Origin of the sequence: Streptomyces sp. NBC_01314, from assembly GCF_041435215.1 — a bacterium.
Lineage (GTDB): Bacteria > Actinomycetota > Actinomycetes > Streptomycetales > Streptomycetaceae > Streptomyces.
The window spans coordinates 7,073,441-7,098,663 of the sequence record NZ_CP108394.1; the positions used below are offsets into that span (position 1 = coordinate 7,073,441).

The 25,223-nt window shown below is 69.5% G+C and carries 25 protein-coding genes and 1 tRNA gene; 19 read left to right on the forward strand and 7 right to left on the reverse strand.

Annotated elements, in window-relative coordinates; all coding sequences use genetic code 11:
- Positions 1-66 precede the first annotated feature (66 nt).
- The 6 genes from OG622_RS31200 to OG622_RS31225 all read left to right on the forward strand — a co-directional run bounded on the left by OG622_RS31200 (position 67) and on the right by OG622_RS31225 (position 4,745).
- Positions 67-1,512, forward strand: coding sequence for an amino acid permease (locus OG622_RS31200; protein ID WP_371579948.1), 1,446 nt, complete (start codon positions 67-69; stop codon positions 1,510-1,512).
- 77 nt (positions 1,513-1,589) lie between these two features.
- On the forward strand, positions 1,590-2,012 hold the full coding sequence (locus OG622_RS31205) for a Mov34/MPN/PAD-1 family protein (protein WP_371579949.1): 423 nt from the start codon (positions 1,590-1,592) through the stop codon (positions 2,010-2,012).
- A 118-nt stretch (positions 2,013-2,130) separates the two neighbouring features.
- Positions 2,131-3,198 carry a LacI family DNA-binding transcriptional regulator gene (locus OG622_RS31210; RefSeq protein ID WP_371579950.1) on the forward strand — a complete coding sequence of 356 codons (1,068 nt, stop codon included), beginning with the start codon at positions 2,131-2,133 and terminating at the stop codon, positions 3,196-3,198.
- A 101-nt stretch (positions 3,199-3,299) separates the two neighbouring features.
- Positions 3,300-3,395, forward strand: coding sequence for a putative leader peptide (locus OG622_RS31215; protein ID WP_338898029.1), 96 nt, complete (start codon positions 3,300-3,302; stop codon positions 3,393-3,395).
- Between the two features lie 114 nt (positions 3,396-3,509).
- Positions 3,510-3,788: a MoaD/ThiS family protein gene (locus tag OG622_RS31220; RefSeq protein ID WP_371579951.1), complete on the forward strand. Its 279-nt coding sequence runs from the start codon at positions 3,510-3,512 to the stop codon at positions 3,786-3,788.
- 6 nt (positions 3,789-3,794) lie between these two features.
- Entirely contained in the window at positions 3,795-4,745 is a 951-nt protein-coding gene (locus tag OG622_RS31225) for a PLP-dependent cysteine synthase family protein (protein ID WP_371579952.1), read from the forward strand.
- 163 nt (positions 4,746-4,908) lie between these two features.
- Here the strand turns inward: OG622_RS31225 and OG622_RS31230 are convergent, their stop codons facing one another.
- Complete coding sequence (locus tag OG622_RS31230) at positions 4,909-5,397, reverse strand: type II toxin-antitoxin system PemK/MazF family toxin (RefSeq protein WP_371579953.1); 489 nt, start codon at positions 5,395-5,397, stop codon at positions 4,909-4,911.
- Between the two features lie 327 nt (positions 5,398-5,724).
- Between OG622_RS31230 and OG622_RS31235 the strand changes: the two genes are divergently transcribed.
- Positions 5,725-6,477 (forward strand): MBL fold metallo-hydrolase, encoded by a 753-nt coding sequence (locus tag OG622_RS31235; protein ID WP_371579954.1) that lies wholly within the window; start codon positions 5,725-5,727, stop codon positions 6,475-6,477.
- Positions 6,478-6,544: 67 nt separating this feature from the next.
- Here the strand turns inward: OG622_RS31235 and OG622_RS31240 are convergent, their stop codons facing one another.
- Positions 6,545-7,822 (reverse strand): PTS transporter subunit EIIC, encoded by a 1,278-nt coding sequence (locus OG622_RS31240; RefSeq protein ID WP_371579955.1) that lies wholly within the window; start codon positions 7,820-7,822, stop codon positions 6,545-6,547.
- A 271-nt stretch (positions 7,823-8,093) separates the two neighbouring features.
- Here OG622_RS31240 and OG622_RS31245 point away from each other — a divergent pair, with 271 nt between their 5' ends.
- The 4 genes from OG622_RS31245 to rdgB all read left to right on the forward strand — a co-directional run bounded on the left by OG622_RS31245 (position 8,094) and on the right by rdgB (position 10,342).
- A complete protein-coding gene (locus tag OG622_RS31245) occupies positions 8,094-8,327 on the forward strand; it encodes a glucose PTS transporter subunit EIIB (RefSeq protein ID WP_371579956.1) in 234 nt (77 codons plus the stop codon).
- Between the two features lie 77 nt (positions 8,328-8,404).
- The gene (gene rph / locus OG622_RS31250; protein ID WP_371579957.1) at positions 8,405-9,142 is read left to right on the forward strand and encodes a ribonuclease PH; all 738 of its coding nucleotides are present in this window, start codon (positions 8,405-8,407) and stop codon (positions 9,140-9,142) included.
- A 157-nt stretch (positions 9,143-9,299) separates the two neighbouring features.
- The gene (locus tag OG622_RS31255; protein ID WP_371579958.1) at positions 9,300-9,698 is read left to right on the forward strand and encodes a hypothetical protein; all 399 of its coding nucleotides are present in this window, start codon (positions 9,300-9,302) and stop codon (positions 9,696-9,698) included.
- A gap of 41 nt (positions 9,699-9,739) precedes the next feature.
- A complete protein-coding gene (gene rdgB, locus OG622_RS31260) occupies positions 9,740-10,342 on the forward strand; it encodes an RdgB/HAM1 family non-canonical purine NTP pyrophosphatase (protein WP_319767326.1) in 603 nt (200 codons plus the stop codon).
- Between the two features lie 60 nt (positions 10,343-10,402).
- Here rdgB and OG622_RS31265 read toward each other — a convergent pair.
- The 3 genes from OG622_RS31265 to bcp all read right to left on the reverse strand — a co-directional run bounded on the left by OG622_RS31265 (position 10,403) and on the right by bcp (position 12,212).
- Positions 10,403-10,485, reverse strand: a tRNA-Leu gene (locus OG622_RS31265).
- Positions 10,486-10,542: 57 nt separating this feature from the next.
- On the reverse strand, positions 10,543-11,472 hold the full coding sequence (locus OG622_RS31270; RefSeq protein ID WP_371579959.1) for an HNH endonuclease: 930 nt from the start codon (positions 11,470-11,472) through the stop codon (positions 10,543-10,545).
- A gap of 272 nt (positions 11,473-11,744) precedes the next feature.
- Positions 11,745-12,212, reverse strand: a complete 468-nt coding sequence (gene bcp, locus OG622_RS31275; RefSeq protein ID WP_371579960.1) for a thioredoxin-dependent thiol peroxidase — start codon at positions 12,210-12,212, stop codon at positions 11,745-11,747.
- Positions 12,213-12,317: 105 nt separating this feature from the next.
- Here bcp and OG622_RS31280 point away from each other — a divergent pair, with 105 nt between their 5' ends.
- Both OG622_RS31280 and OG622_RS31285 read left to right on the forward strand, forming a co-directional pair.
- Positions 12,318-12,656, forward strand: coding sequence for a DUF3618 domain-containing protein (locus tag OG622_RS31280; RefSeq protein ID WP_371579961.1), 339 nt, complete (start codon positions 12,318-12,320; stop codon positions 12,654-12,656).
- Between the two features lie 34 nt (positions 12,657-12,690).
- The gene (locus tag OG622_RS31285; RefSeq protein ID WP_371579962.1) at positions 12,691-13,032 is read left to right on the forward strand and encodes a co-chaperone GroES; all 342 of its coding nucleotides are present in this window, start codon (positions 12,691-12,693) and stop codon (positions 13,030-13,032) included.
- 137 nt (positions 13,033-13,169) lie between these two features.
- Here the strand turns inward: OG622_RS31285 and OG622_RS31290 are convergent, their stop codons facing one another.
- A complete protein-coding gene (locus OG622_RS31290) occupies positions 13,170-15,521 on the reverse strand; it encodes a transglycosylase domain-containing protein (RefSeq protein WP_371584281.1) in 2,352 nt (783 codons plus the stop codon).
- Between the two features lie 1,235 nt (positions 15,522-16,756).
- On the opposite strand from OG622_RS31290, the gene OG622_RS31295 reads away from it, so the two are divergent.
- From OG622_RS31295 to OG622_RS31310, 4 genes are all read left to right on the forward strand, one after another.
- The gene (locus OG622_RS31295; protein ID WP_371579963.1) at positions 16,757-17,557 is read left to right on the forward strand and encodes an ABC transporter permease; all 801 of its coding nucleotides are present in this window, start codon (positions 16,757-16,759) and stop codon (positions 17,555-17,557) included.
- A gap of 163 nt (positions 17,558-17,720) precedes the next feature.
- Positions 17,721-18,536 (forward strand): ABC transporter permease, encoded by an 816-nt coding sequence (locus OG622_RS31300; RefSeq protein ID WP_371584282.1) that lies wholly within the window; start codon positions 17,721-17,723, stop codon positions 18,534-18,536.
- 13 nt (positions 18,537-18,549) lie between these two features.
- Positions 18,550-19,557: an ATP-binding cassette domain-containing protein gene (locus OG622_RS31305; RefSeq protein ID WP_371579964.1), complete on the forward strand. Its 1,008-nt coding sequence runs from the start codon at positions 18,550-18,552 to the stop codon at positions 19,555-19,557.
- A 116-nt stretch (positions 19,558-19,673) separates the two neighbouring features.
- Positions 19,674-20,525 (forward strand): DUF1707 domain-containing protein, encoded by an 852-nt coding sequence (locus OG622_RS31310; protein WP_371579965.1) that lies wholly within the window; start codon positions 19,674-19,676, stop codon positions 20,523-20,525.
- Between the two features lie 83 nt (positions 20,526-20,608).
- On the opposite strand, the gene OG622_RS31315 is transcribed toward OG622_RS31310, so the two are convergent.
- Positions 20,609-21,934 carry an SGNH/GDSL hydrolase family protein gene (locus OG622_RS31315; protein WP_371579966.1) on the reverse strand — a complete coding sequence of 442 codons (1,326 nt, stop codon included), beginning with the start codon at positions 21,932-21,934 and terminating at the stop codon, positions 20,609-20,611.
- Positions 21,935-22,171: 237 nt separating this feature from the next.
- Here OG622_RS31315 and OG622_RS31320 point away from each other — a divergent pair, with 237 nt between their 5' ends.
- Both OG622_RS31320 and OG622_RS31325 read left to right on the forward strand, forming a co-directional pair.
- Positions 22,172-23,536, forward strand: a complete 1,365-nt coding sequence (locus OG622_RS31320; protein WP_371579967.1) for a DUF445 domain-containing protein — start codon at positions 22,172-22,174, stop codon at positions 23,534-23,536.
- Positions 23,537-23,729: 193 nt separating this feature from the next.
- Positions 23,730-25,220 (forward strand): MFS transporter, encoded by a 1,491-nt coding sequence (locus OG622_RS31325; RefSeq protein ID WP_371579968.1) that lies wholly within the window; start codon positions 23,730-23,732, stop codon positions 25,218-25,220.
- Positions 25,221-25,223 lie beyond the last annotated feature (3 nt).

The window sequence follows — 25,223 nt, forward strand, 5'->3', positions numbered from 1 at the left end:
TCGGAACCCGATCCGGGGCTGACGAACGGCCCGGATCGGCCCAGCGTGGAGAAAGGCGCACCACACATGACCTCCGCTCAGGTCAACAAGAACGGCGACGATGCCGTGCGCGGCGACGCACCCGAAGAGGGGTACGAGCGCGGGCTCGGCAGCCGCCAGGTCCAGATGATCGCGATCGGCGGCGCCATCGGCGTCGGCCTCTTCCTCAACGCCGGCACGAACATCGCCAAGGCGGGACCGAGCCTCATCCTGATGTACGCCGTCGCAGGCGTCATCATCTTCTTCATCATGCGGGCGCTCGGCGAACTGCTGCTCTACCGCCCCGTCTCGGGCTCCTTCGCGGAGTACTCCCGCGAGTTCCTCGGCCCGTTCTTCGGCTTTTTCACCGGCTGGACGTACTGGCTGCTGTGGGTCGTCACCGGCATGGCGGAGCTGACCGCGGCCGCGATCTACATCAACTACTGGTTCCCGTCCGTCCCGCAGTGGGTGACGGCCCTGATCTTCCTGGTCATCCTGTTCGTGGCCAACCTGATCTCGGTGAAGCTGTTCGGCGAGATCGAGTTCTGGTTCTCGATGATCAAGGTCACCGCCCTCATCGGCATGATCGTGATCGGTCTCGGCGTCCTCACCTTCGGCTTCAGCGCCGCCGGTGACACGGCGGCCGTCTCCAACCTCTGGGCCTTCGACGGCTTCTTCCCCAAGGGCATCGGCTCCTCGCTGATGACCCTGCAGGGCGTGATGTTCGCCTACCTCGCCGTCGAACTGGTCGGCGTCACCGCCGGTGAGTCCGAGAACCCGGAGAAGACCCTCCCCAAGGCGATCAACACTCTGCCCTGGCGCATCGGCCTGTTCTACGTCGGTGCCCTCACCGTCATCCTGTGCGTGGTGAAGTGGACCGAGTTCGCCCCCGGGGTCAGCCCCTTCGTCGCGGCCTTCGCGAAGATCGGCATCCCGGCGGGCGCCGCGATCGTCAACTTCGTGGTCCTGACCGCGGCCCTGTCCTCCTGCAACTCCGGCATGTACTCCACGGGTCGCATGCTGCGCACCCTGGCCGACAGCGGTGAGGCCCCCAAGGTCTTCAACAGACTGTCCGTCACCAAGACGCCGGCCTTCGCCATCGCCGTGTCCGTGCTCTTCATGGGCCTCGGCGTGATCCTGAACTACATCGTCCCGGAGAAGGCCTTCGGCTACGTCGTCTCCGTCGCCACCGGCGCCGGTATCTGGACCTGGCTGATGATCCTGTTCAGCCACGTCCGCTACCGCCGCGCGGTCGACGCAGGCCGGCTGCCCGCCTCCTCCTTCCCGGCACCGGGCGGCTCGGTGGGCAGCTGGATCGCCATCGTGTTCCTGCTCTTCGTCACCTGCCTCATCGCCTACGACCACGAGGCCCGCGTCAGCCTGTACGTCATGGCCGGCTGGGCGGCGGCCCTCGGCATCGGCTGGGCCGTACTGAAGTCCCGCAGCCCGGAGGTCACGGACCGCCGCGAGACGGAGTTCGAGAAGGTCGGCTGAGGCTCTACCGCTCAGCATGTGGGCTGTCCCGTACCACTCCTCGGTACGGGACAGCCCCTCTGTTTATGCTGGCCGGCATGCTGACCATCACCCAGGCCCTCGTCGACCAGATCGTCGCCCACGCGCGCAAGGACCATCCCGACGAGGCGTGCGGCGTCATCGCGGGACCGGAGGGTTCGGACCGGCCCGAACGCTTCATCCCGATGCTGAACGCGGCCATGTCGCCCACGTTCTACGAGTTCGACTCGGGCGACCTGCTCAAGCTCTACCGCGAGATGGACGACCGCGACGAGGAGCCGGTGGTCATCTACCACTCCCACACCGCCACCGAGGCCCGCCCCTCCCGCACGGACATCTCCTACGCCAACGAGCCCGGCGCCCACTACGTCCTCGTCTCGACGGCCGACACCGACGGACTCGGCGAGTTCCAGTTCCGCTCCTTCAGGATCGTCGAGGGCGAGGTGACCGAGGAGGAGGTGCGGATCGTCGACGCGTACTGAACCGAGGAGAAGATGCGGATCGTCGACGCGTACCGAGCCGACGACAACCGGAGTTGGCGGCTACGGTGTTCGTACGCACGCGCACGCACGCACACAACGGCCCGCGACGGAGACGGTGTTGACACAACAGGCACGACGACTGCACGGCCGACGCCCCACACTCGACGATGTCGCACGCGGCTCGGGGGTGTCGAAGTCCACCGTGTCGCGGGTGATCAACGGCGAGGACAAGGTGCGCGCGACGGTCGTCGAACGGGTCCGGGAGGTCATCGCCGAGCTGGGCTACGTGCCGAACTCCGCCGCCCGCCAGCTGGTCACCCGCCGCAACAACGCCATCGCCGTCGTCGCGAGCCAGCCGCAGAACCGACTCTTCATCGACCCCTTCTTCGACCTCCACCTCCGGGGCATCCGCAAGGAACTGGTCGCCCACGGGGCCCAGCCCGTCCTCCTCTTCCTGGAGGATCCCGAGGAGTACCCGCGCGTCGGTGACTTCCTGGGCGGCGGCCACGTCGACGGCGCCCTGCTGTTCTCCCTGCGCGCCGACGACCCGCTGCCCGGCATGATCGACAAGCTCGGCCTGCCCGCCGTCTTCGGCGGCCGGCCGATGGTCCGCGACGGCGAGCCCGTGCACGACCGTGTGTACGTCGACGCCGACAACCGGGGCGGGGCCCGCGAGGCCGTCCGCCATCTGGTCTCGCTGGGCCGGGAACACGTTGCGACGATCACCGGCCCGGTCGACCGGGAGGCCTCCGCCCTCGACCGCCTGGACGGTTACCGGGACGTCCTGCCGGACGCCTCGCCCCTCCTGGTCGAACAGTCCGACTACACCCGGCAGGGCGGCGTCGACGCCATGGCCGCGCTTCTCGACCGCCGCCCCGACCTGGACGCCGTCTTCGTCGCCTCCGACCTCATGGCCTCCGGCGCGCTCCAGGTACTGCGCGAGCGCGGGCGCCGGGTGCCGGACGACGTGGCCGTCGTCGGCTTCGACGACCTCGCGCCCATCGCCGAGCACACCGACCCGCCGCTCACCACCGTCCACCAGGACATCGAGGGCATGGGCCGGCTGATGGCCCGGCTGCTGTTCAGCAGCACGGAGGAGCAGGCGGACGGAAGGGACCCGGCGGCCGGACACCCCCTGTCCTCCGTGGTCACACCCACACGACTGGTCGTCCGCCAGTCGGCCTGAAACCGGTCTCCAAGTGCCCCGGTCTCACTCCCCGGCCCGAATCCGTCCGGCATGTGGGATCACATTCCGGGACCCGGACCGGGAATCGATACGATGAGCGCATGGTTCTTGACGACGTGAGCGAGAAGACGCCGGGCGTACTGCTCGTGGCGCGGCTGCACGTCGACCTGTGCAGGCTTGCCAGCGCCATCTGTTGACGCCGACCCCTGCCGCCGTACGGCCGTGAGTGGCGGCGCCACCACCCGTGTGACCACGCACTTCGCGCTGCCCCGCGCAACCGACCCGACCACTCCCGACAGGAGCCGCACACCATGGCCATCGAGGTCCGCATCCCCACCATCCTCCGCCAGTACACCGACGGTCAGAAGGCGGTGGAGGGAGCCGGTGCCACCCTCGCCGACCTGTTCACCGACCTGGAGAGCCGCCACACGGGCATTCAGGCCCGCATCGTGGACGCCGGTGAACTGCGCCGCTTCGTCAACGTCTACCTGAACGACGAGGACGTCCGCTTCCTGGAGGGCATCAACACCAAGCTGACCGACGGCGACAACGTGACCATCCTGCCGGCGGTGGCCGGCGGTATGGCCTGATCACCCATGCGCTACGACTCCCCGCTGGCCGCGGTGGGCAACACCCCTCTGGTGCGCCTGCCGCGGCTGTCGCCGTCCGCCGACGTCCGTATCTGGGCGAAGCTGGAGGACCGCAATCCGACGGGTTCGGTCAAGGACCGGCCCGCCCTGCACATGATCGAACAGGCGGAGAAGGACGGCCGGCTGACGCCCGGCTGCACGATCCTGGAGCCCACCTCGGGCAACACGGGCATCTCCCTCGCCATGGCGGCGAAGCTCAAGGGCTACCGCATGGTCTGCGTCATGCCCGAGAACACCTCCCAGGAGCGGCGCGACCTGCTCAACATGTGGGGCGCCGAGATCATCCCGTCCCCGGCGGCGGGCGGCTCCAACACGGCCGTACGCGTCGCCAAGGAGCTGTCGGCCGAGCACCCCGACTGGGTGATGCTCTACCAGTACGGCAACCCCGACAACGCGGGCGCCCACTACGCGACGACCGGCCCGGAGATCCTCGCGGACCTCCCCTCCATCACCCACTTCGTCGCCGGTCTCGGCACCACCGGCACCCTGATGGGCGTGGGCCGCTTCCTGCGCGAACAGAAGCCGGACGTCAAGATCGTCGCAGCCGAGCCGCGCTACGACGACCTCGTCTACGGCCTCCGCAACCTCGACGAGGGCTTCGTCCCCGAGCTGTACGACGCGTCCGTCCTCACCACCCGCTTCTCCGTCGGCTCCGCCGACGCCGTGACGCGTACGCGGGAGCTGCTGCAGCAGGAGGGCATCTTCGCGGGGGTCTCCACAGGGGCCGCGCTGCACGCCGCGATCGGGGTCGGCAACAAGGCGGTGAAGTCCGGCGAGCCGGCCGACATCGTCTTCGTCGTCGCCGACGGCGGCTGGAAGTACCTCTCGACGGGCGTCTACACGGCGGCGACGACGGAAGAGGCCATCGAGACACTGCAGGGCCAGCTCTGGGCGTAGGAGCGGGCACGCTGCCTGCACGGGGCCCGTAGCCCCTGCTTTTTCAGGGGCGCGGGGAACTGCGCGAGAAGCCCCACCGAGCCCGCGGGTGGGGGTCGAAGGGGCGCAGCCCCTGGGGATGGGGTGGGACGGGTAAGGGCGGCGGGGGCGAAAAAAGTCCCCGTCAGTTCGACAGGTGGCGGACCTGGTCCCACAGGATCGGATCCGCCACGCCCGCCTTCCGCCGGAAGTCGCGGACCGGCACCTCACGAAGCTCGCCCGTCTCCAGAAAACTGGGCCGGCCCCCGCTGTCGCCGACGGTGCCCGGGGGCAGCGGAATCACCCCGGGGCGCTCGTCACGGTACCGACTGGTGATCTTGGCGACGCGCGCCCGGTCCCCGCGCACGGCCAGGACGAGACAGGGCCGGTCCTTGCCACCGGGCCCGTCCTCGAACGGCACGCTCGCCCACCAGATCTCGGCGGGCCGGGGCCGCGGCACGGGCCCGGCGCCGGGCCTCTCCGACCGCTCGGAACGCCCCGGCGGCCGACTCCGCCCACCCGGCCGCCCCGATCGCCGCGGCGGCCGCCGCGACCGCCCCCACCCGTCGACGACCGAAGCGACCAGCGCCAGCAACACCACTGCCGCGAGCGCCAGCCACCATGTTGTGTCCATAGCCACGACGGTACCGGCGCGCACCGCGCTCACGCCCGCCCTGACGCGCGCCTCCGCGCTCTTCGGTACCACCTCACCCCGGCCCACGCGCGCCTCAACAGCCCTGCCACCAGCCGAACCGGTGACACCACAGGTGAGTTCGCCCACAACGACCCCTGGCGGAGGAGCGACCCACCCTTTTGCGCCTTACGCTCAACGGACCGCACAACTCTCTTTGCACCCCTGCCCGTCCTTCGCAACCCCGCTAACTGCAATCCGCAACCCGTCTGCACGTCACGACTGACACGACTGTCACGACTTCACGCCAGCGCGGAGGTTCCAGCTCTCATGAAGCTCACCGTCGTCGGCTGCTCGGGGTCGTTCCCTTCCGCGGAATCGGCCTGTTCGAGCTACCTCGTAGAGGCCGACGGCTTCCGGCTGCTTCTCGACATGGGCAACGGTGCCCTCGGCGAGCTGCAGCGCCACTGCGGTCTCTACGACCTCGACGCGATCTTCCTCAGCCATCTGCACGCCGACCACTGCATCGACATGTGCGCGTACTTCGTCGCACGCTACTACCGCCATGACGGCGGCCGCTGCGCCCCCATCCCGGTCTACGGGCCCGAGGGCACCGAGCAGCGCCTGACCACGGCCTACGCGGACACCCCGTCCGCCTCCTCCATGAGCGAGGTCTTCGACTTCCACACGGTCAAGCCGAGCACGTTCGAGATCGGCCCCTTCACCATCCACACGGAACGGGTCGCCCACCCCGTCGAGGCGTACGGCATCCGGATCGAGCACGGCGGCCGGGTCCTGACGTACTCCGGGGACACCGGCGTCACCGACACCCTGGACGAACTGGCCCGCGACGCCGACCTGTTCCTGTGCGAGGCCGCCTTCACGCACGGCAAGGAGAACATCCCGGACCTCCATCTCAACGGCCGCGAGGCCGGTGAGACGGCCGCCCGGGCAGCCGCCCGCCGTCTCCTCCTCACCCACATCCCGCCGTGGACCGACCCGCAGGTCAACCTCGCCGACGCCCGCGAGGTGTACGACGGCCCGGTGGAACTGGCGGTGCCGAGGATGTCGTACGAGATCTAGGGCCGGACGTACGGAGAAGGCCCCCGGAATCCGGGGGCCTTCTTCGCGCTCGGGGGAGCCGCGACGGCTACTTGGCCTCCGCCTTCTGCAGCTCGGCCAGCTCCTCGTCCGACTCCCGGCCGGGGGTCGGCAGGTTGAACCGGACGATCGCGAACCGGAAGATCACGTAGTAGAGGGCGCCGAAGCACAGACCGACCAGGAGAAGCCCCAACGGATTGGTGGCGATGCCGAGGTTGAGGCCGAAGTCGATCGCGCCGGCCGAGAAACCGAAGCCGTCCTTCATACCGAGCGCCCAGGTCAGGGCCATCGAGACACCGGTGAGCACGGCGTGGATGGCGTACAGGATCGGGGCGATGAACATGAAGGTGAACTCGATCGGCTCGGTGACACCGGTGATGAACGAGGTGAGCGCGAGGGAGAACATCATGCCGCCGACGACCTTGCGGCGCTCGGGGCGGGCCGTGTGGTAGATCGCGAGACAGACGGCCGGCAGACCGAACATCATGATCGGGAAGAAGCCGGTCATGAACTGTCCGGCGGTCGGGTCACCGGCCAGGAAGCGCGCGATGTCACCGTTCTTGCCATCGAAGGAACCGGCCTGGAGCCACGGGAACGAGTTGAGCAGGTGATGCATGCCGACCGGGATCAGCGCACGGTTGGCGATACCGAAGATGCCCGCGCCGACCGCGCCCGAACCGACCAGCCACTCACCGAAGTTGTGCAGCCCCGTGCCGAGGACCGGCCAGATGTACCCGAAGACGATGCCGATGAACAGGCCCGCGAAGGCGGCCAGGATGGGCACCAGACGGCGGCCACCGAAGAAGCCGGCCCAGTCGGGCAGCTTGGTGCGGTAGAAGCGCTGGTAGAGCAGGGCGACGACGAGGCCCATCACCACACCGCCGAGGACACCGGCGTCGACCGCCTTGTCCACCATCACGACCTTGCCGTCGACGGCCGTCGCCACCTGGGGCAGGCTGGGGTCGGTGAAGGTGCCGAGGACCTTCTGGAAGACGAGGTAGCCGACGACCGCGGCGAGCGCGGTCGAGCCGTCCGACTTCTTCGCGAAGCCGATCGCGATGCCGACCGCGAACAGCAGCGGCATGTTGTCGAGGATCGCACCGCCACCCGCGGCCATGAAGCCCGCGAACTTGGTGACGAAGTCGGGGAACGCCTCGCGCCCGAGCATGTCCTTGTTGCCGAGGCGGACGAGCAGGGCGGCGGCCGGCAGGACGGCGACCGGCAGCATCAGGCTGCGGCCGATACGCTGCAGGACAGCCATGGTGCGGGAGCCCAGGCCGGGGCCCTTGTTGTCTGCGGCCGCGGGAGCGGCGCTGGCCGTGGTCACAACTTCCTCCAGTAGGCAGGGCGCCGCCCAGGGACGGGAGTGTGGGGGAGGGCAGCACGGGAGAGGTCTACACCATTCAGTGGTGTAGACCTGTTGTAGCACGCTGAGGGTCACCCAAGGAACCCGCGATTCCCGTTTTATGCCTTCGTGATCTCGCCCGGCCGTCACCGGTCGTTTCTGCTTGGCGGGCACCCGCCCGGTGGTGTAGACCAGTCGCATACGGTCCGTAGGGCACAGCGGTCCGGATCAGGCAGACCAAGGAGAAATCGCCATGGCCACCAAGGCTGAGAAGATCGTCGCCGGGCTCGGCGGCCTCGACAACATCGAAGAGGTCGAGGGCTGCATCACGCGCCTGCGCACCGAGGTCCATGACGCCTCCCTCGTGAACGACGCCGCACTCAAGGCCGCCGGCGCCCACGGAGTCGTCAAGATGGGCACCGCGATCCAGGTCGTCATCGGCACGGACGCCGACCCCATCGCCACGGAGATCGAAGACATGATGTAACCGCGCCCGCTTCCACCGACGGGGGTCCTTCCCGGCGCGGGAGGGCCCTCTCCGCATGTGCCGCTAGGCTCGGCGCCATGTCTCGAATCGACGGCCGCACGCCCGAACAGCTCCGCCCGGTCACCATCGAACGCGGGTGGAGCAAGCACGCCGAGGGCTCCGTCCTCGTCTCCTTCGGCGACACGAAGGTCTTCTGCACCGCCTCCTTCACCGAAGGCGTCCCCCGCTGGCGCAAGGGCAGCGGCGAGGGCTGGGTCACCGCCGAGTACTCCATGCTCCCCCGCGCCACCAACACCCGCGGCGACCGCGAGTCCGTACGCGGCAAGATCGGCGGCCGCACCCACGAGATCTCCCGCCTCATCGGCCGCTCCCTTCGCGCCGTCATCGACTACAAGGCGCTCGGCGAGAACATGATCGTCCTGGACTGCGACGTCCTCCAGGCCGACGGCGGCACGCGTACGGCGGCCATCACCGGCGCGTACGTCGCGCTGGCCGACGCCGTGTCCTGGGCCCAGGGCAGGAAGCTGATCAAGGCCAACCGTCAGCCCCTCACCGGCACGGTCAGCGCGGTGTCGGTGGGCATCGTCGGCGGCGTCCCCCTCCTCGACCTCTGCTACGAGGAGGACGTGAAGGCCGACACCGACATGAACGTCGTCTGCACCGGCGACGGCCGCTTCGTCGAGGTCCAGGGCACCGCCGAGGCCGAGCCGTTCGCCCGCGAGGAACTCAACTCGCTGCTGGACCTCGCCGTTTCCGGCTGCACGGATCTGGCGCTCCTGCAGCGCAAGGCACTTGATACGGTCCTCGAAAGGTAAAGGGCACCCCAAGAGCGATGGCCGCCGACAGCAACCACGGCGGCCCCGCCCGCGTCCTTGCACATACGGGCGCACGGCACACCACCGTGCGCCCGGCCACACCGGCACCAGCCGTTCCCGGGGCCGTCAGGCCTGCAACCAGTAGGAGGACCGTTCCATGGCCGCGAGCCGCCGACGCCGTATGACCACCATCGCCGGAGCCGTAGCTGCCGTCGCCCTCACGGCCGGCCTCACCACCGGCTGCGACGCCGTGAACAAGGCCCTGGACTGCGTCCAGACCGCCGACGCCATCGCCCAGAGCGTGGACGACCTCCAGCAGGCCGTGCAGAACGCGGCGAACGACCCGACGCAGCTGGAGGAGTCCCTCGACTCCATCGACAAGAACCTCGACGAGATCGGTGACAAGACGGACAACACCGACGTCACCAAGGCCGTCGACTCCCTCCAGGGGGCCGTCACCGACACCCGCACCGCCGTGGAGAACGGCGACACGACCCCCGACATCAGCGGCATCACCGACGCGGCGGGCGAACTGACGAAGGTCTGCACCTCGTAACCCATGCGAACCGGGCGGCGGGGATCGCGATACTGGTGGGCATGACCCGCCTGATCCTCGCCACCCGCAACGCCGGCAAGCTCACCGAGCTGAAGGCCATCCTCGCCGACGCAGGCCTCGCCCACGAGCTCGTCGGCGCGGACGCCTACCCCGACGTCCCCGACGTCAAGGAAACCGGCGTCACCTTCGCCGAGAACGCCCTGCTGAAGGCACACGCCCTGGCCCGGGCCACGGGCTTCCCCGCCATCGCCGACGACTCCGGCCTCTGCGTCGACGTCCTGAACGGCGCCCCCGGCATCTTCTCCGCCCGCTGGGCAGGCACCCACGGCGACGACAGGGCCAACCTGGAGCTGCTGCTGGCCCAACTCGGCGACATCGCCGACGAACACCGGGGCGCCCACTTCAACTGCGCGGCGGCCCTCGCGCTGCCCGACGGCACGGAGAGGGTGGTCGAGGGCCGGCTGCGCGGCTCACTGCGCCACACCCCCACCGGCACGAACGGCTTCGGCTACGACCCCATCCTCCAGCCGGACGGCGACACCCGAACCTGCGCCGAGCTGACCGCCGAGGAGAAGAACGCGATCAGTCACCGGGGGAAGGCGTTCCGGGGGCTGGTGCCGGTGTTGCGGGAGTTGTTGGGCTGAGGTGCACGAGAAGGTCCGGCTTGTGAAATTCGCAAGCCGGACCTTGAAAGTGAAGGTAAGTGCGGCCTGAGGGATTCGAACCCTCACGGGATTACTCCCATCGCACCCTAAATGCGAGGCGTCTACCGTTCCGCCAAGGCCGCTAGCCGCCCGTCGTCGTCGGGCATGACGGGCGGCTGCAAGTGTACGGTGATCGGCACCTATCCGGCGAGCGACGTTCGCTCTTTCTGTCGACACCACGTATCCGTCAGTGCGTGGCAGTTCGGGCACAGGTACCGCAAGTTCTCCTGGCGGTTGTCGTGCCAGTCCCCGTTGACGTGGTCGATCTGCAAGGTGATGCGGCGGCCCAGCCATTCACCGGTGTTGCCGCAACTTGCGCACGCGTACGGCACTCCGACTTCGGTCAGGGCTCGGTGCAACTGGGCCCTGTTGGTTCGTCCGGCGTGCTCGGGCAGGACGACGAGTACGCGACGGGCCGTCGACGCGGGGGCCGGGCTGTCCGGCTTGCCCCAGGCGCGGCGCCTGAAGTGGCTGGTGTCGAGTCCGAGGCGCGCCGCGGCACGCCGCACGCGTCGATGGTTGGTGTCATTAACGGCCAGACCGAGGCCACGCATCACATCGGCATAGCTCGATGCCTGTGGGATCAGGGTGCGAAGTGTGTCCTCGTGAATCGGCAAACGGGTGTGGGAGAAGTGCTTTGTGTCAACGTCCCGTTCGCGCAACATGCGGAGCAGCGTGGCGCGCGAGCGGCTGTCGTCTGCAACGCCCAATGAACGCGCCACGCCGCGCACGCTGTGCGCTGTGCCTGCGGCTGCTCTCAACTCCTCGGTGGTGAAGGGTAGGTCCAGCTCGGGGCGGTCGATGCCGGGGAAATGGCTGATGTCGATTCCTGCCGCGTCGATGCGGCGTCGGATATGGGACAGCGTGCCGGTGGCCGGAGTGGCGCCCAGCTTGAGTGCTACCTCGCGCAGTGAAGACGAAGAGGCGGCGGCTTCGGCGATGGCGGCATCTGGGTACTTGCGCCACGGGCTGCGCTTGGCGAAGTGGCTCGTGTCCAGCCCGTGACCGGCGACCTTCTGCTGGATTATGCGCCGCTGCCCCCCACTCGTGTTCAGGCTGAGCCGCCGCATCAGGTCTGTCCAGTTCCGAGCCTCGGGAACAAGCAGCGCGAGTCGTTCCTTGCTGTACGGATCAGGCGGCGTCGGCCTGTGCTCAGAGCTTCCCCATGTCAAAGGTCCAGGTCCTGGTTTGTTCTGCACGCCCTTCCACCCTCCATCTCCGACTGTGCGTTCGCAGTCTCGTACGGAGTAACGAACCGCTAATCGGACAGTCACGCCCAAGATGCGGAACGGCCCGTACCGGATCGTTCCGGTGCGGGCCGTGAGGGTGGCTGGTGTGGAGCTCAGATGCCCAGGTCCTTGATGATCTTCGCCACGTGGCCTGTCGCGCGGACGTTGTACAGGGCCTGTTCGACCTTGCCCTCCTCGTCCACGATGATCGTGGAGCGGATGACGCCCATGTAGGTCTTGCCGTAGTTCTTCTTCTCGCCGAAGGCGGCGTACGCGTCGAGGACCGTCTTGTCGGGGTCGCCGAGAAGGGTGACCTTCAGGGACTCCTTCTCGCGGAACTTGGCGAGTTTCTCGGGCTTGTCGGGGGAGATGCCGAGGACGTCGTACCCCGCGCCCGCGAGGAGCTCCAGGTTGTCGGTGAAGTCGCAGGCCTGCTTGGTGCAGCCGGGGGTCAGGGCGGCCGGGTAGAAGTAGACGATGACCTTGCGGCCCTTGTGGTCGGACAGGGACACCTCGTTGCCGTCGGCGTCGGGGAGGGTGAAGGCGGGGGCCACGTCACCGGGCTGGAGTCGCTCGCTCATCGGTCCAGCGTAATGGCGGGCCCTGGCGGTACGGCGCCGGGTCGAGCTGACAGACTGTCCGCAACCAAGAGATTTCAGGGACAACCGACAACGGGAGGCCGCGCGGTGGCGGAGACCTCGGACATCAGAACCCCGGCCGAGATCGAGGCGGACATCAAGCGCCGCCGCGACAACCTCGCCGAGACGCTCGACGAGATCGGCGTCCGCGTGCATCCCAGGACGATCGTGGGCGACGCCAAGGCCAAGGTCGTCTCGAACATCGATCACACCCTCGGCAAGGCCTACGTCTCGGTCAACCGTGTGGTGAGTGACGTCAGGGGCCAGTTCGTCGACGAGGGCGGGGCGCCCCGGGTCGAGCGCATCGTGCCCGTCGCCCTCGTGGTCGTCGGTGTCGTCGGAGTCGTCGGGTTCCTCGCCCTCGGCACGCGGCGTCGCAGGGCCTGACGCGGACCGGGATCGGGACAGGTAGGTTCGGGGCGTGAGCGAGAAGACCCAGCACGACAAGTTGCCCATCCGGATGCTGCACGACCGTGTGCTCGTGCGGCAGGACACCGCCGAGGGCGAGCGGCGTTCCGGCGGCGGCATCCTGATCCCCGCGACGGCGGCCGTCGGCCGGCGCCTCGCCTGGGCCGAGGTCGTCACGGTCGGCCAGAACGTCCGGACCGTCGAGCCCGGCGACCGCGTCCTCTACGACCCCGAGGACCGTGCCGAGGTCGAGGTCCGGGGCGTCGCGTACGTCCTGATGCGCGAGCGCGATCTGCACGCCGTGGCCGCCGACCGGTTCGAGGGGTCGGAGGACTCCACCGGCCTGTATCTCTGACCTGTATCTCTGATGCGCAGGCGGTAGAAGGCGGTAGAAGGCGGTGGGGGTGGTGACCATGGTCACCACCCCCACCGCCTTCTACCGCCTTCTGCCCGGGTGGGGGTGAAGGCCCCCCGGTCACTGAGCAGCCGTAGCTAGCCGAACGGTCCCACCGAGGTCTCGCCCCCTGTTGTCGCTCCGCCGTCCGTTGTGCCGCCGCCGTCGGTGGTGGCGCCGCCGGTGGACGTGGTTCCGCCGTCGGTCGTGGTGCCGCCGGTGGACGTCGTGCCGCCGTCTGTCGTGGTGCCGCCGGTGGACGTGGTACCTCCGTCCGTCGACGTGCCGCCCGTGGACGTCGTGCCGCCGTCGGTCGTGGGCGTGCCGCCGGTGGTCGTGCTGTCGCCGGTGTCCTCGTCCGTGGGGCCGCCGGTCTCCTCGTCGCCCGTTGCGCCGCCGGTCTCCTCCTCGCCGGTGGCGCCCGGCTCGTCGGCGGGGGTGCTGGGCGGGGTGTAGACGACGTCGGCGCCGACCTGGAGGTCGAGGTCGAAGTCCTTCACCTTCTTGCCCTTGAGGGCGGCCTTGGTGAACTGCGCCCAGATCTCCGTGGGCGCCCCGCCGCCGTTGATGCGCTGCAGGCCCATGACGCCGTACAGCGACTTGTGGGCGCCGGTCTTGGGGTCCTGGCCCATGACGGACACGACGGTGGCGAGGTCCGGGGTGTAGCCCGCGAACCAGGCGGCCTGGTCCTCCTCGGCGGTGCCGGTCTTGCCGGCGACCGGGTGGCCGGAGGCCTGCGCGGCGGTGGCGGTGCCGCTCTGGACCACGCTCTGCAGGACGGAGGTGGTGGTGTCGGCGGCCTTGCGGCTGACGGCCTGGGTGGACTCCGTGGAGGGGATCTCGACCACCTCGCCGTCCTTGCTGATCTTCTCGATCATCGTGTACGTGCCGTGCCTGCCGTGGTTGGCGAGCGTGGCGTACGCCTCCGTCATGTCGAGGACGCTCGCGGTGGCGGTGCCCAGGGCGATGGACGGGTACGGGTTCATGTCCGGGGTGTTCTTCGGCACGCCGAGGTCGATCGCGGTCTTCTCGACCTTCTCGGGCCCGATGTCCACGGCCATCTGCGCGTACACCGAGTTCACGGAGCTCTGGGTGGCCTGGCGGACGGTGATGTTGCCGTAGTTGTGGTAGTCCTCGTTCTCCGGCGCGTACGTCCCGCCGGTCCAGCCCGTCACGGGGCGCCTGTTGGTGCCGTCGTAGACCGTGTTCGGGGTGATCGCCTGGCCGCTCTGGTTGTTGGAGGCGTTCTCCACGGCGGAGGTGAACACGAGGGGCTTGAAGATGGAGCCGACCTGGAAGTCGCGGCGGGTCGCGTTGTTCACGTACTGCTTGGTGTAGTCGATGCCGCCGTACATCGCGATGACCTTGCCGGTCTTCGGGTCGATGGAGACACCGCCGGCGCGGACGTAGTTGTCGACCTTGCGGTTCTTCTTGTCGAGCTTGTCCATCAGCTGGTTGTCGACGGCCTTGATGAAGGCGTCCTGCATCTTGGGCTGGATGGTGGTGGTGATGCGGTAGCCACCGCCGTTCTCCAGCGCCTTCTCATCGATGATCTTGTTGCTGATGAGGTACGACTTGATGGCTTCGACCAGGTAGCCGCGCTGACCGGAGAAGGCGGTGGAGGTGGTGGCCTGCTTCGGCATCGGGAACTTCGCGCCGGTCCGCTCGGACTGCTTGAGCCAGCCCTCCTTGACCATGCCGTCGAGGACGTAGTTCCAGCGGGCGACGGCCGCGTCCTTGTTCTCGGGGTGGGCGACGACGTCGTACATGCTCGGGGCGTTGACCAGGGCGGCGAGGTAGGCGCCCTGCTCGGCGGTGAGACGGTCCGCGTCGATGCCGTAGTAGGCCTGGGCGGCGGCCTGGATGCCGTAGGCGTTGCGGCCGAAGAAGCTGGTGTTGAGGTAGCCCTCCAGGATCTCGTCCTTGGTCACCTCGCGGTCCAGCTTGATCGAGATGAAGAACTCCTTGGCCTTGCGGGTGACGGTCTGGTCCTGGGCCAGGTAGTAGTTCTTCACGTACTGCTGGGTGATCGTCGAACCGGACTGCTTGCCCTTGCCTGTCGCGGTGTTCCAGGCCGCGCGGGCCATCGCCTTGAGGTCGATGGCCGGCTCGGAGTAGAAGTCGCGGTCCTCGGCGGCCAGTACGGCGCGCTGGGCTGCCTTGGAGACCTTCGTCAGCGGGACGTTCTCGCGGTTGACCTCGCCGTCGCGGGCGATCTGACTGCCGTCCGCGTACAGGTAGACGTTGCTCTGTTTGGTCGCGAACGCGTTCGCCTTGGGGATGTGGACCATGTTGTAGCCCAGTACGAAGGCGCCGACGATCAACATGAGCCCGATGATGAAGGCGCTGAGCACCATGCGCCAGGTGGGGAACAGCCGCCTCCAGCCCTTGCGCTTGGGCCGCTTGCCCTTCTTCGCCTTGCCGTCTCCGGCCGCCGGGTCGGGTGTGATGTCGGGCGCGGTGGCGGGTGCCGGGGCGGCGGTGGCCGTCCCGGCGGGGATGACGCCCAGGGCCTGGGTCGGCGTGTCGGCCGCGGGCCGGGCGGGCGCGGCGGCGGACTTCCGGCCCGGCGTGATGCCCAGGGTGGTGGTGGGGCTGTCGTCAGCGGCGGCGGCTGCCGTGCCGGCTGCCGCGGCAGGCGGCCGGGGGGCGGACCCACCGCGGGCGCCGGCGGGGTTGCCGTCACGTGCTCCGGCGGCTCGGGCAGCCCTGGCGGCCCTGGCTGCCCTGGCGTCCGGGACCCCGGAGGGGGCGCCGTCGCGTCCGGCGGCGGGCTTGGCGTCGTGGGCCCCGGCGGGCCGGCCGTCACGAGCCCCGACGGGCTTGCCGTCGGAGGCCGACGTCGGCTTGCCCTCCGGTGTCCGGGCGGATCCGGATCCCGCACCGAGCGTTCCGCCGGGAGCCGAGCCGGGACGATTCGACCCGGGCGGAGTCGAGCCGGGCTTCCCGCCGGATGCCGATCCGGAAGGAGCCGATCCGGGCTTCCCGCCGGAGGCCGCCGCACCGGACTGCGCGCCAGCAGCCGCACCGGACTGCGTACCGGGGTTCCCGCCGGACGCCGAGCCGGACTTTCCGTCCGGCCTCCCGCCGGGCGGAGTGCCGGGCGTCCCGGCGGATGGCGCACCGGGCTTCCCGGCGGACGCCGCGTCAGGCCTTCGGGCGGATGGCGCGTCAGGCCTCCGGGTGGGCGCCGCGTCAGGCCTCCGGGGGGAGGCCGGGTCAGGCGTCCCGGTGGGCGCCGGGTCCGGGCTCCCGCCCGGCGTCGTGCCGGGCTTGGCGTCGGTGTTTCCCTTGGCGGCGTTGTCGCCGGACCCCGGAGTCGTGCCCGGAGTGCGTCGCTCCGGGTCTCTCGGTGCCCAGCCCGGGCCGTTCCGCTTCGGCTGCGGCTCGTCGCTCATCGTGCTGCCGTGCTCCTGTTTTCGCGTCGTACGTTCATTTCCGTACGGACTCGTACGCTTTGCGCCCGCTCCGGGCCGGTTCTGTGCCCTTGAGTAAAGACTCTCGTACCGCTCGATCCGTTCCCGGATCCCGACACGTGCCCCGCACACTCCACGAGCACCACCGTCCGCCCCCGAAAACGCGTGGCAGGCCCCTCCGGCGGCGGACTAGGCTTCTTCGCTTCGGCCCGAATCGGTCCAGGCCTCGGCCTTTCGCCTAACTCTTCGCAGCGGATGGGGGTTTCCACGTGGGCACAGGGCGGTTGTACGCCGCCGTCGCCGCCGGTGGTTTCAGGCGGTACGCGACATATCGGGTGGCCACCGCCGCGGGGGTGTTCACCAACACCGTCTTCGGCTTCATCCTTGCATACACCTACCTGGCGCTCTGGCACGAGAAGCCTCACCTCGGCGGCTACGACCAGGCGCAGGCTCTCACCTATGTATGGGTCGGCCAGGCCATGTTCGCGGTGATGGTGCTGGGGAGTGTGGGGTTCGAGGAGGAGTTGATCGAGCGGATCCGGACCGGGGACATCGCGGTCGATCTGTACCGGCCGGTCGACCTCCAGATGTGGTGGCTCGCCGCGGACATGGGCCGGGCCCTGTTCCAGCTGCTCGGACGCGGTGTCGTCCCCATGGTGTGCGGCGCGCTCTTCTTCGACCTGGCGCTGCCCTCGGGTCCGCTGCCCTGGCTCGCCTGTCTCGTCGCGGTCGTCCTGGGGGCCGTCGTCAGCTTCGCGATCCGGTACATCGTCGCGCTGTGGGCGTTCTGGCTCCTCGACGGTGCCGGAGCGATGCAGATCACCTGGCTCACCGGAGTCTTCTTCTCCGGGATGCTCCTCCCGCTGAACGTCTTCCCCGGCGCCCTCGGCGACCTCGCCCGCCTCCTGCCCTGGTCCGCGCTGCTCCAGGCCCCGGCGGACGTCCTGCTGGGCGAGGCCGACCCCTGGGGGACGTACGCCTTCCAGCTCGCCTGGGCGGCGGCGCTGCTGGCGGTCGGGCGGCTGATCCAGTCGGCGGCGACGCGGAAGGTGGTGGTCCAGGGTGGCTGACGTGGACGAGCGGGCGGAGGAGCGGGCAGGCGAACCCGCGGGCGGACGAACAGGCGGACGAACAGGCGGACGGGCCGAAGGAGGCGCGGGCGGCCGGGCGGGTGGAGGCGTGGGCGCGCCGGGCGAGGGGACGGCCGCGGAGAACCCGTTCGGCGAGTACGGCCTGTACAGCCGTGTCCGCGACGGTCTGCGCGCCTACCGCATGATCGCCGCCATGTGGATCCGCTCCACGATGGCCTACCGCGCCTCCTTCGCCATGACGACCTTCGGGAACTTCGCGGCGACCTCCTTCGACTTCGTCGCGATCCTGCTGATGTTCTCCCAGGTCGACGAGTTGGGCGGCTACACCCTGCCCGAGATCGCTCTCCTGTACGGCACCTCCGGGGTCGCGTTCGGCCTCGCGGATCTGATGATCGGTTCCATGGACCGGCTCGGCCGCCGGGTCCGTGACGGCACCCTGGACACCCTTCTCGTCCGCCCGGTGCCGGTGCTCGCCCAGGTCGCCGCCGACAAGTTCGCGCTGCGCCGCCTCGGCCGGATCACCCAGGGCCTGTTCGTCCTCGGGTACGCCCTGACCACGCTCGACATCGTTTGGACACCGGCCAAGGTGCTGATGATCCCGCTGATGGTGTGCAGTGGCGGGCTGATCTTCGCGGCGGTGTTCGTCGCCGGCGCGGCCTTCCAGTTCGTCGCGCAGGACGCCTCCGAGGTGCAGAACGCCTTCACGTACGGCGGCGCGACCCTGCTGCAGTACCCGCCGGCCCTCTTCGCCAAGGACCTGCTGCGCGGTGTGACGTTCGTCCTGCCGCTCGCCTTCGTCAACTGGGTGCCCGGGCTGTACGTCCTGGGCCGCCCCTATCCGCTCGACCTGCCGACCTGGCTGGCCTTCGCACCTCCGCTGGTCGGTGTGGCCTGCTGTGCGCTGGCGGGGCTCGCGTGGCGGGCGGGGCTGCGTTCGTATCGGAGTACGGGGAGTTAGGGAGGAGCCAGGCGTGGCAGACAGCACGTTCATCGAACTCGACCGGCTGGAGAAGGTCTTCGACGTCCGCAAGAAGACCGGGTTCATGCGGCGGGAGCGGCATGAGGTGCGGGCGGTCGACTCGATCTCCTTCACGGTGGCGAGAGGGGAGATGGTCGGTTACATCGGGCCGAACGGCGCGGGCAAGTCGACGACGATCAAGATGCTGACCGGAATCCTGACGCCGAGCGGGGGTCGGCTGCGGGTCGCCGGCATCGACCCGTCCCGCGAGCGGACGCGTCTCGCCCGGCGTATCGGGGTGGTGTTCGGGCAGCGTACGACCTTGTGGTGGGACCTTCCCCTCATCGACTCCTACCGGCTGATGCACCGCATGTACCGCATCCCCGACGCTCGTTACCGCGAGAACCTCGACCGCTGTGTCGAACTCCTCGAACTGGGCGCCCTGCTGGACGTGCCCGTACGGCAGCTCTCGCTCGGCCAGCGGATGCGCGGGGACATCGCGGCGGCCCTGCTGCACGACCCCGAGGTGTTGTATCTGGACGAGCCGACGATCGGGCTCGACGTCATCAGCAAGGCCAAGGTCCGGGAGTTCCTCAAGGAACTCAACACCGAGCAGGGCACGACCGTGCTGCTCACCACGCACGACCTCCAGGACATCGAGCAGTTGTGCCGCCGGGTGATGGTCATCGACCACGGGCGCCTGATGTACGACGGGCCGCTGACCGGGCTGCACGAGGTGGGCGAGAGCGAGCGGACACTCGTCGTCGACCTGGAGCGCGAGCTGCCGCCGATCGAGGCCGCGCCCGCCCGGGTCGTACGGGTGGAGGGGCCCCGGCAGTGGCTCGCCTTCCCGGCGTCGGAGTCGGCGGCCCCGCTGGTGGCGCGGATCGCCGCGGAGTATCCGCTGCTGGACCTGTCGGTGCGGGAGCCGGACATCGAGGCCGTGATCGCCCAGATGTACGCGCAACAGGCGGAGCGGGTGGCGGAGCGGGCGGCGGAGACGGGGCAGGCCGTGTCGTAGGGCGGGGTCGTAGAACGGTGTCGTAGGCCGGGGAGGGGGCGGGGTGAGGTGACGGGCTGGAGTCGGGTGGGGTCGTCTCGTAGCCCCGCGCGGGGGTTCCTCGTACGCTGATTCGTATGACGGACGACCTGCCGGATGTTCCGGCCGCCGCGGACCTTCGTGCCTCCGACGCCGATCGTGAACGAGTCACCGAGCAGTTGCGGGACGCCCTCGCGGAAGGGCGGCTCGACATGGAGGAGTTCGAGGAACGGCTGGACGCCACGTACAAGGCGCGGACGTACGGCGAGCTGGCGCCGATCACCCGTGATCTGCCCGGCGCGGGAGCCGTGGCACCGCCGGCGGTCGTGCCGCCGCCGCCCGTCTCACTGGTCAAGGGGCCCGCGGGGGAGGCGAGTTGGCCCGAGCGGATCGTCGGCGGCGACGGTACGTCCACGTGGGGCGTCGCGGTCATGTCCGGCTTCGAACGCAAGGGGCAGTGGACCGTGCCCGAGCGGTTCGACTGCTTCGCGTTCTGGGGCGGCGGGGAACTGGATCTGCGGGACGCGTACTTCGCGGACCGAGAGGTCACGATCAACTGCGTGGCGATCATGGGCGGGATCAACGTGATCGTGCCGCCCGGGGTCGAGGTCGTCGTCCGGGGCATCGGGATCATGGGCGGCTTCGACCACAGGGAGGAGGGCGTTCCGGGGGAGCCGGGCGCTCCGCGCGTGATCATCACCGGGTTCGCGTTCTGGGGCGGGGTCGGGGTCGAGCGCAAGGTCCCGAGGGCCGAGCGGCAGCGGTTGAAGGAGGCCCGGCGGCAGGAGCGGCTGGAACGCCGGCAGGCCCGGCGCGAACTGCACGCGTCCCATCGTGACCACGGGCATGAGATGCACGAGGCGCATCGTGAGGCCATGGACCAGATCAGGGACGCGGTGCGCTCCCGACGCGAGGAGGAGCGGGAGCGGCGGCGGAGACGGGAGCGGTAGCGGTAGGCCGGATTGGCTGCGGGTGCGTTGTGGCTCGCGCGCTCGCGCGGTTCCCCGCGCCGTTCCCCGCGCCCCTCACCGGGCTACAGCTCTGCCGGCGCCGCGCCCTTCAGTTTCTCCAGGTCGAAGACCTCCGCCATCCGTTCGTAGCCCTTGTCGCTCGGGTGGAGGTGGTCGCCCGAGTCGTAGTCGGGGCGGAGGCGGCGGGGGGCGTAGGGGTCGCGTAGGGCCTTGTCGAAGTCGACGTAGGTGTCGAAGACGTTGCCGGAGCGGATCTTGGCGTTGATGGTCTGGCGGACGGATTCACGCTGGTCGGAGTAGCCGCGGTGACCGTGGAAGGGCATGAGGGTGGTGCCCACGACGCGGAGACCGCGGGCGTGCGCCTGGTCGACGAGCCTGCGTAAGCCGGCGGTGATGGCGTCGGGGTCGGCCTGGCCGGGGTTCTTGAGGATGTCGTTGACGCCGAGGTCGATGACGACGGCCTTGACACCCGTACGGCCGAGGACGTCGCGCTGGAAGCGGGAGAGACCGCTGGGGTTCTCGGCGGGGCGGCCGTTGCCGTCGGTGAGGACGCGGTTGCCGCTGATCCCCTCGTTGACGATGCTGTAGCGGGGTGTGTCGGAGGAACCGGTGGCGGCGCGGAGGCGGCCGGAGAGGACGTCCGTCCAGCGTCGGTTCTCGCCGACCGTGGAGGTGACGCCGTCGGTGAGCGAGTCGCCGAGGACCACGACCGTGCCGTCGGACTCGTTGCTCAGCACGTCCACGGCGGTGACGTACCGCCAGTGCAGGGACTGGGTGGTGTACGGCTCCCCGGTGACGTCCTCGGCCCGGTCGCCCTCGGCGGTGTACGAGATCTGCCGGGCGTGCGCGTGGTAGGTCGCGGGGCCGGACGGGGTCGGGGAGTAGGTGGTGATCAGTACGTCGCTGTCGTGCGGGATCGCCACCCGTACGGCGTCACTCACCACCTGCTGACCGGCCGCGATGACGACCGTCGGGCTGCCGCCGAAGGTGAGGCGGCGCATGGTGTCGGCCGCCGCGGCCGGGGTGTCCGTCGAGGCGGCCACGGCGAGCGAGGCGTGGGTGATGGTCAGCGGCTGCTGGCCGTAGAGATTGGACAGCGTGACGCGGGCACTCGTACCGGCGGCGGTCGTGTGCACCACGTTGCGTACCGAGTGGCCGGCGAGGCCGTCTCTCTCGGTGCCCGGCTCCGATCCGCTCGGCGAGGCGGCCCAGGCGCCGACCCAGACGCCGGTGGAGGCGGGGGCGGCGCTGTTGCGGGGCGCGCGGGCGAAGGTCTCCTGCCGGGGGGCGCCGTCGTCGATGCCGACGCCGACGTATATCGCGGCCGAGATCGCCACGACCAGGGCGGCGATGGCCGCCAGAAGTGCATAACCGTGATGCCTGGTCATGCGGTGTGCTACTCCTCGGGCTGTGGAGCCACGAGGCTCCGCTGTGATCACCCCATGATGCGGCATGGGATGGGGGCTGCTTGCGAGAACCCCCATCGGTTCCCCCGCCCGGACAGACGCGGGGAACTCCTGTTCCGTTCCAGGAGTAGGTCTTTGTAGATCTATGGAGTACGTCACCAAGAGTTGAAGCGTCGAAGAACGGACAATGTGTACGGGGGACAGGAACGGGTGGAGCGAATGGACCGTACGAAAGCGGGAGCGACGGACGAGGCGGCGGCTGAAGCGGCCGATGCCGCGGACGCGGCAGCGAGCGCCGAGCCGCGTCTGTCGCACCGCACCATGACCACCTTCAGCGCCGCCGACGAGGAGAAACAGCGCGGCGTCCGGCAGATGAAGCTCATCGCGGCCGGGCTGCTGCTCTTCGTGGCCGTGGTGTACGTGCTGGCCAAGTGGGCCTCGCACGAGGGCGCGGGCGCCTGGGCCGGCTATGTCGCGGCGGCCGCCGAGGCGGGCATGGTGGGTGCGCTGGCCGACTGGTTCGCGGTGACCGCGTTGTTCCGGCATCCACTCGGGCTGCCCATCCCGCACACCGCGATCATCCCCACCAAGAAGGACCAACTGGGCGTCTCGCTCGGTGAGTTCGTCGGCGAGAACTTCCTCTCCCAGGATGTCGTACGGCAGCGGCTGCGGGCCGTCGGCATCGGCAGCCGGCTCGGCGCGTGGCTGGCCGAGCCGCAGAACGCCGACCGGGTGACGGCCGAGCTGGCGACCGCGCTCCGGGGCGCGCTGACCGTGCTGCGCGACTCGGACGTGCAGGCCGTGGTCGGGGAGGCGATCACCCGGCGGGCGAACGCGCAGGAGATAGCGCCCGGGATCGGCAAGATGCTGGAGAAGATCGTCACCGACGGCGGCCACCGGCGGATCGTGGATCTCATCTGCGCCCGCGCCCAGAACTGGCTGATTCTTCACGACGAGCAGGTCATGGACGCGGTCGAGGGCGGCGCCCCCGGCTGGACCCCCCGGTTCGTCGACCGGCGGATCGGCGAGCGGGTCTACAAGGAGTTGCTGCGCTTCACCACCGAGATGCGTGACTCGCCCACCCACCCGGCGCGCGGCGCCCTCGACCGCTTCCTCACCGACTTCGCCACCGACCTCCAGTCCGACACGGAGACCCGTGCGCGGGTGGAGCGGCTGAAGGGTGAGGTGCTCGGCCGGGGTGAGGTCCAGGACCTCATCGCCTCAGCGTGGACGGCCGTACGGTCGATGATCGTGTCCGCCGCCGAGGACGAGCGCAGCGAACTGCGGCTGCGGGTCCGCACGTCCCTGCTCTCGCTGGGCACCCGGATGGCCACCGAGCCGAGCGCGCAGGCCAAGGTCGACAGGTGGGTTGAGGGGGCGGCCGTCCACGTCGTGGCCACCTACCGCGCGGAGATCACCTCCCTCATCACCGAGACCGTCGCGAGCTGGGACGCCGAGCACACCACGAAGAAGATCGAGGCCAACATCGGCCGCGACCTGCAGTTCATCCGGATCAACGGCACGGTGGTGGGGTCCCTGGCGGGCCTGCTGATCTACACGGTGTCGCGGGCGATGGGGGCGTAGGGCCGTCCGTCCGGGTGACCCGGTCGGGTCCGGTGAGTGGTCGAGTTCGGTGGGTGGTCGGGGCCGGTGCGTGGCCGAGTCCGGTGGGTGACCGAGTCCGGTGGGTGGTGGGGTCCGGTGCGTGGTGGGGCCTAATCCCTGTGGGTGAGGGCACCCGGGTCCGGTTCGCTCAAGGTGGAGGGAGCCGGAGCCCATGTCCGTCACAGCCCCGAAGTCACCCGGTTCACCCGGTGAACCCGGTTCACCGAAGTCTCCGGGTGTGATCACCACCGCCGTACCGGCGCGCCTGGACCGTCTTCCCTGGTCGCGCTGGCACTGGACGGTGGTGATCGGCCTCGGCACGGTGTGGATCCTCGACGGTCTGGAAGTGACCGTCGTCGGCAATATCGCGGGTCGGCTCTCCGAGGAGGGCAGTGGTCTACCGATCACGTCCGCGCAGGTCACGGGCGCGGCGGCCGCCCTGTACGTCGCCGGCGCCTGCTTAGGGGCCCTCTTCTTCGGCCATATGACCGACCGGTTCGGCCGCAAGAAGCTGTTCATGGTGACGCTGGTGGTCTATCTGGCGGCGACCGCGCTGACGGCCGTGTCCTTCTCCACCTGGTGGTTCTTCCTCTTCCGCTTCCTCACCGGCTTCGGCATCGGCGGCGAGTACGCGGCCATCAACTCGGCGATCGACGAGCTGATCCCGTCCAAGTACCGGGGTCGCGTCGACATCGTCATCAACGGCAGTTTCTGGCTCGGCGCGATCGGCGGCTCACTGCTGTCGATCGTCGCCCTGAACACCGACATCTTCCCGGCGAACGTCGGCTGGCGGCTGACCTTCGCCCTCGGTGTGGTGCTGGGCCTGGTGATCCTGCTGGTCCGTCGGAACGTCCCCGAGAGCCCCCGCTGGCTGCTCATCCACGGCCGGGAACAGGAGGCCGAACGGCTGGTGGGGGAGGTCGAGGAGCGGGTGGAGGCGGAGCAGGGCCGCCGACTGCCGTCGGCCGACCGGGAGATGACCATCCATCAGCGCGGGAGCGTCGGCTTCGGCACGATCGCCCGCACGGTGTTCTCCCACTACCGCCGCCGCGCGGTCCTCGGCTTCTCCCTCTTCATCGGGCAGGCGTTCCTCTACAACGCGATCACCTTCGGCTTCGGCGCGATCCTCACCACGTTCTACGACGTCCCGACCTCCGACACCGGCTACTACTTCGCCGTCATCGCCGCCGGCAACCTGCTCGGCCCGCTGCTGCTCGGCAAGCTGTTCGACACGGTCGGCCGCAAGATCATGATCTCGTCGACGTACCTGCTGTCCGGCGTCCTGCTCTTCGGCACGGCCTGGCTGTTCGGCCGGGGTTCGCTCGACGAGGTGACCCTGACGGCCTGCTGGTGCGTGGTGCTGTTCTTCGCCTCGGCCGGAGCCTCCAGCGCCTATCTGACGGTCTCGGAGGTCTTCCCCATGGAGACCCGCGCGATGGCCATCGCCTTCTTCTACGCCCTCGGTACGGCCGCCGGAGGTATCAGCGGCCCGCTGATCTTCGCGGAGCTGACGAAGTCCGGCGTCGTCGGCGACACCGTCCTCGCCTTCCAGATCGGCGCGAGCCTGATGTGCGCGGCGGGCCTGGTGGCCGCGTTCCTCGCGGTGCGCGCGGAGCGGCGCTCCCTGGAGGACATCGCCGAGCCGCTGTCGGCGAAGGCGTGACGC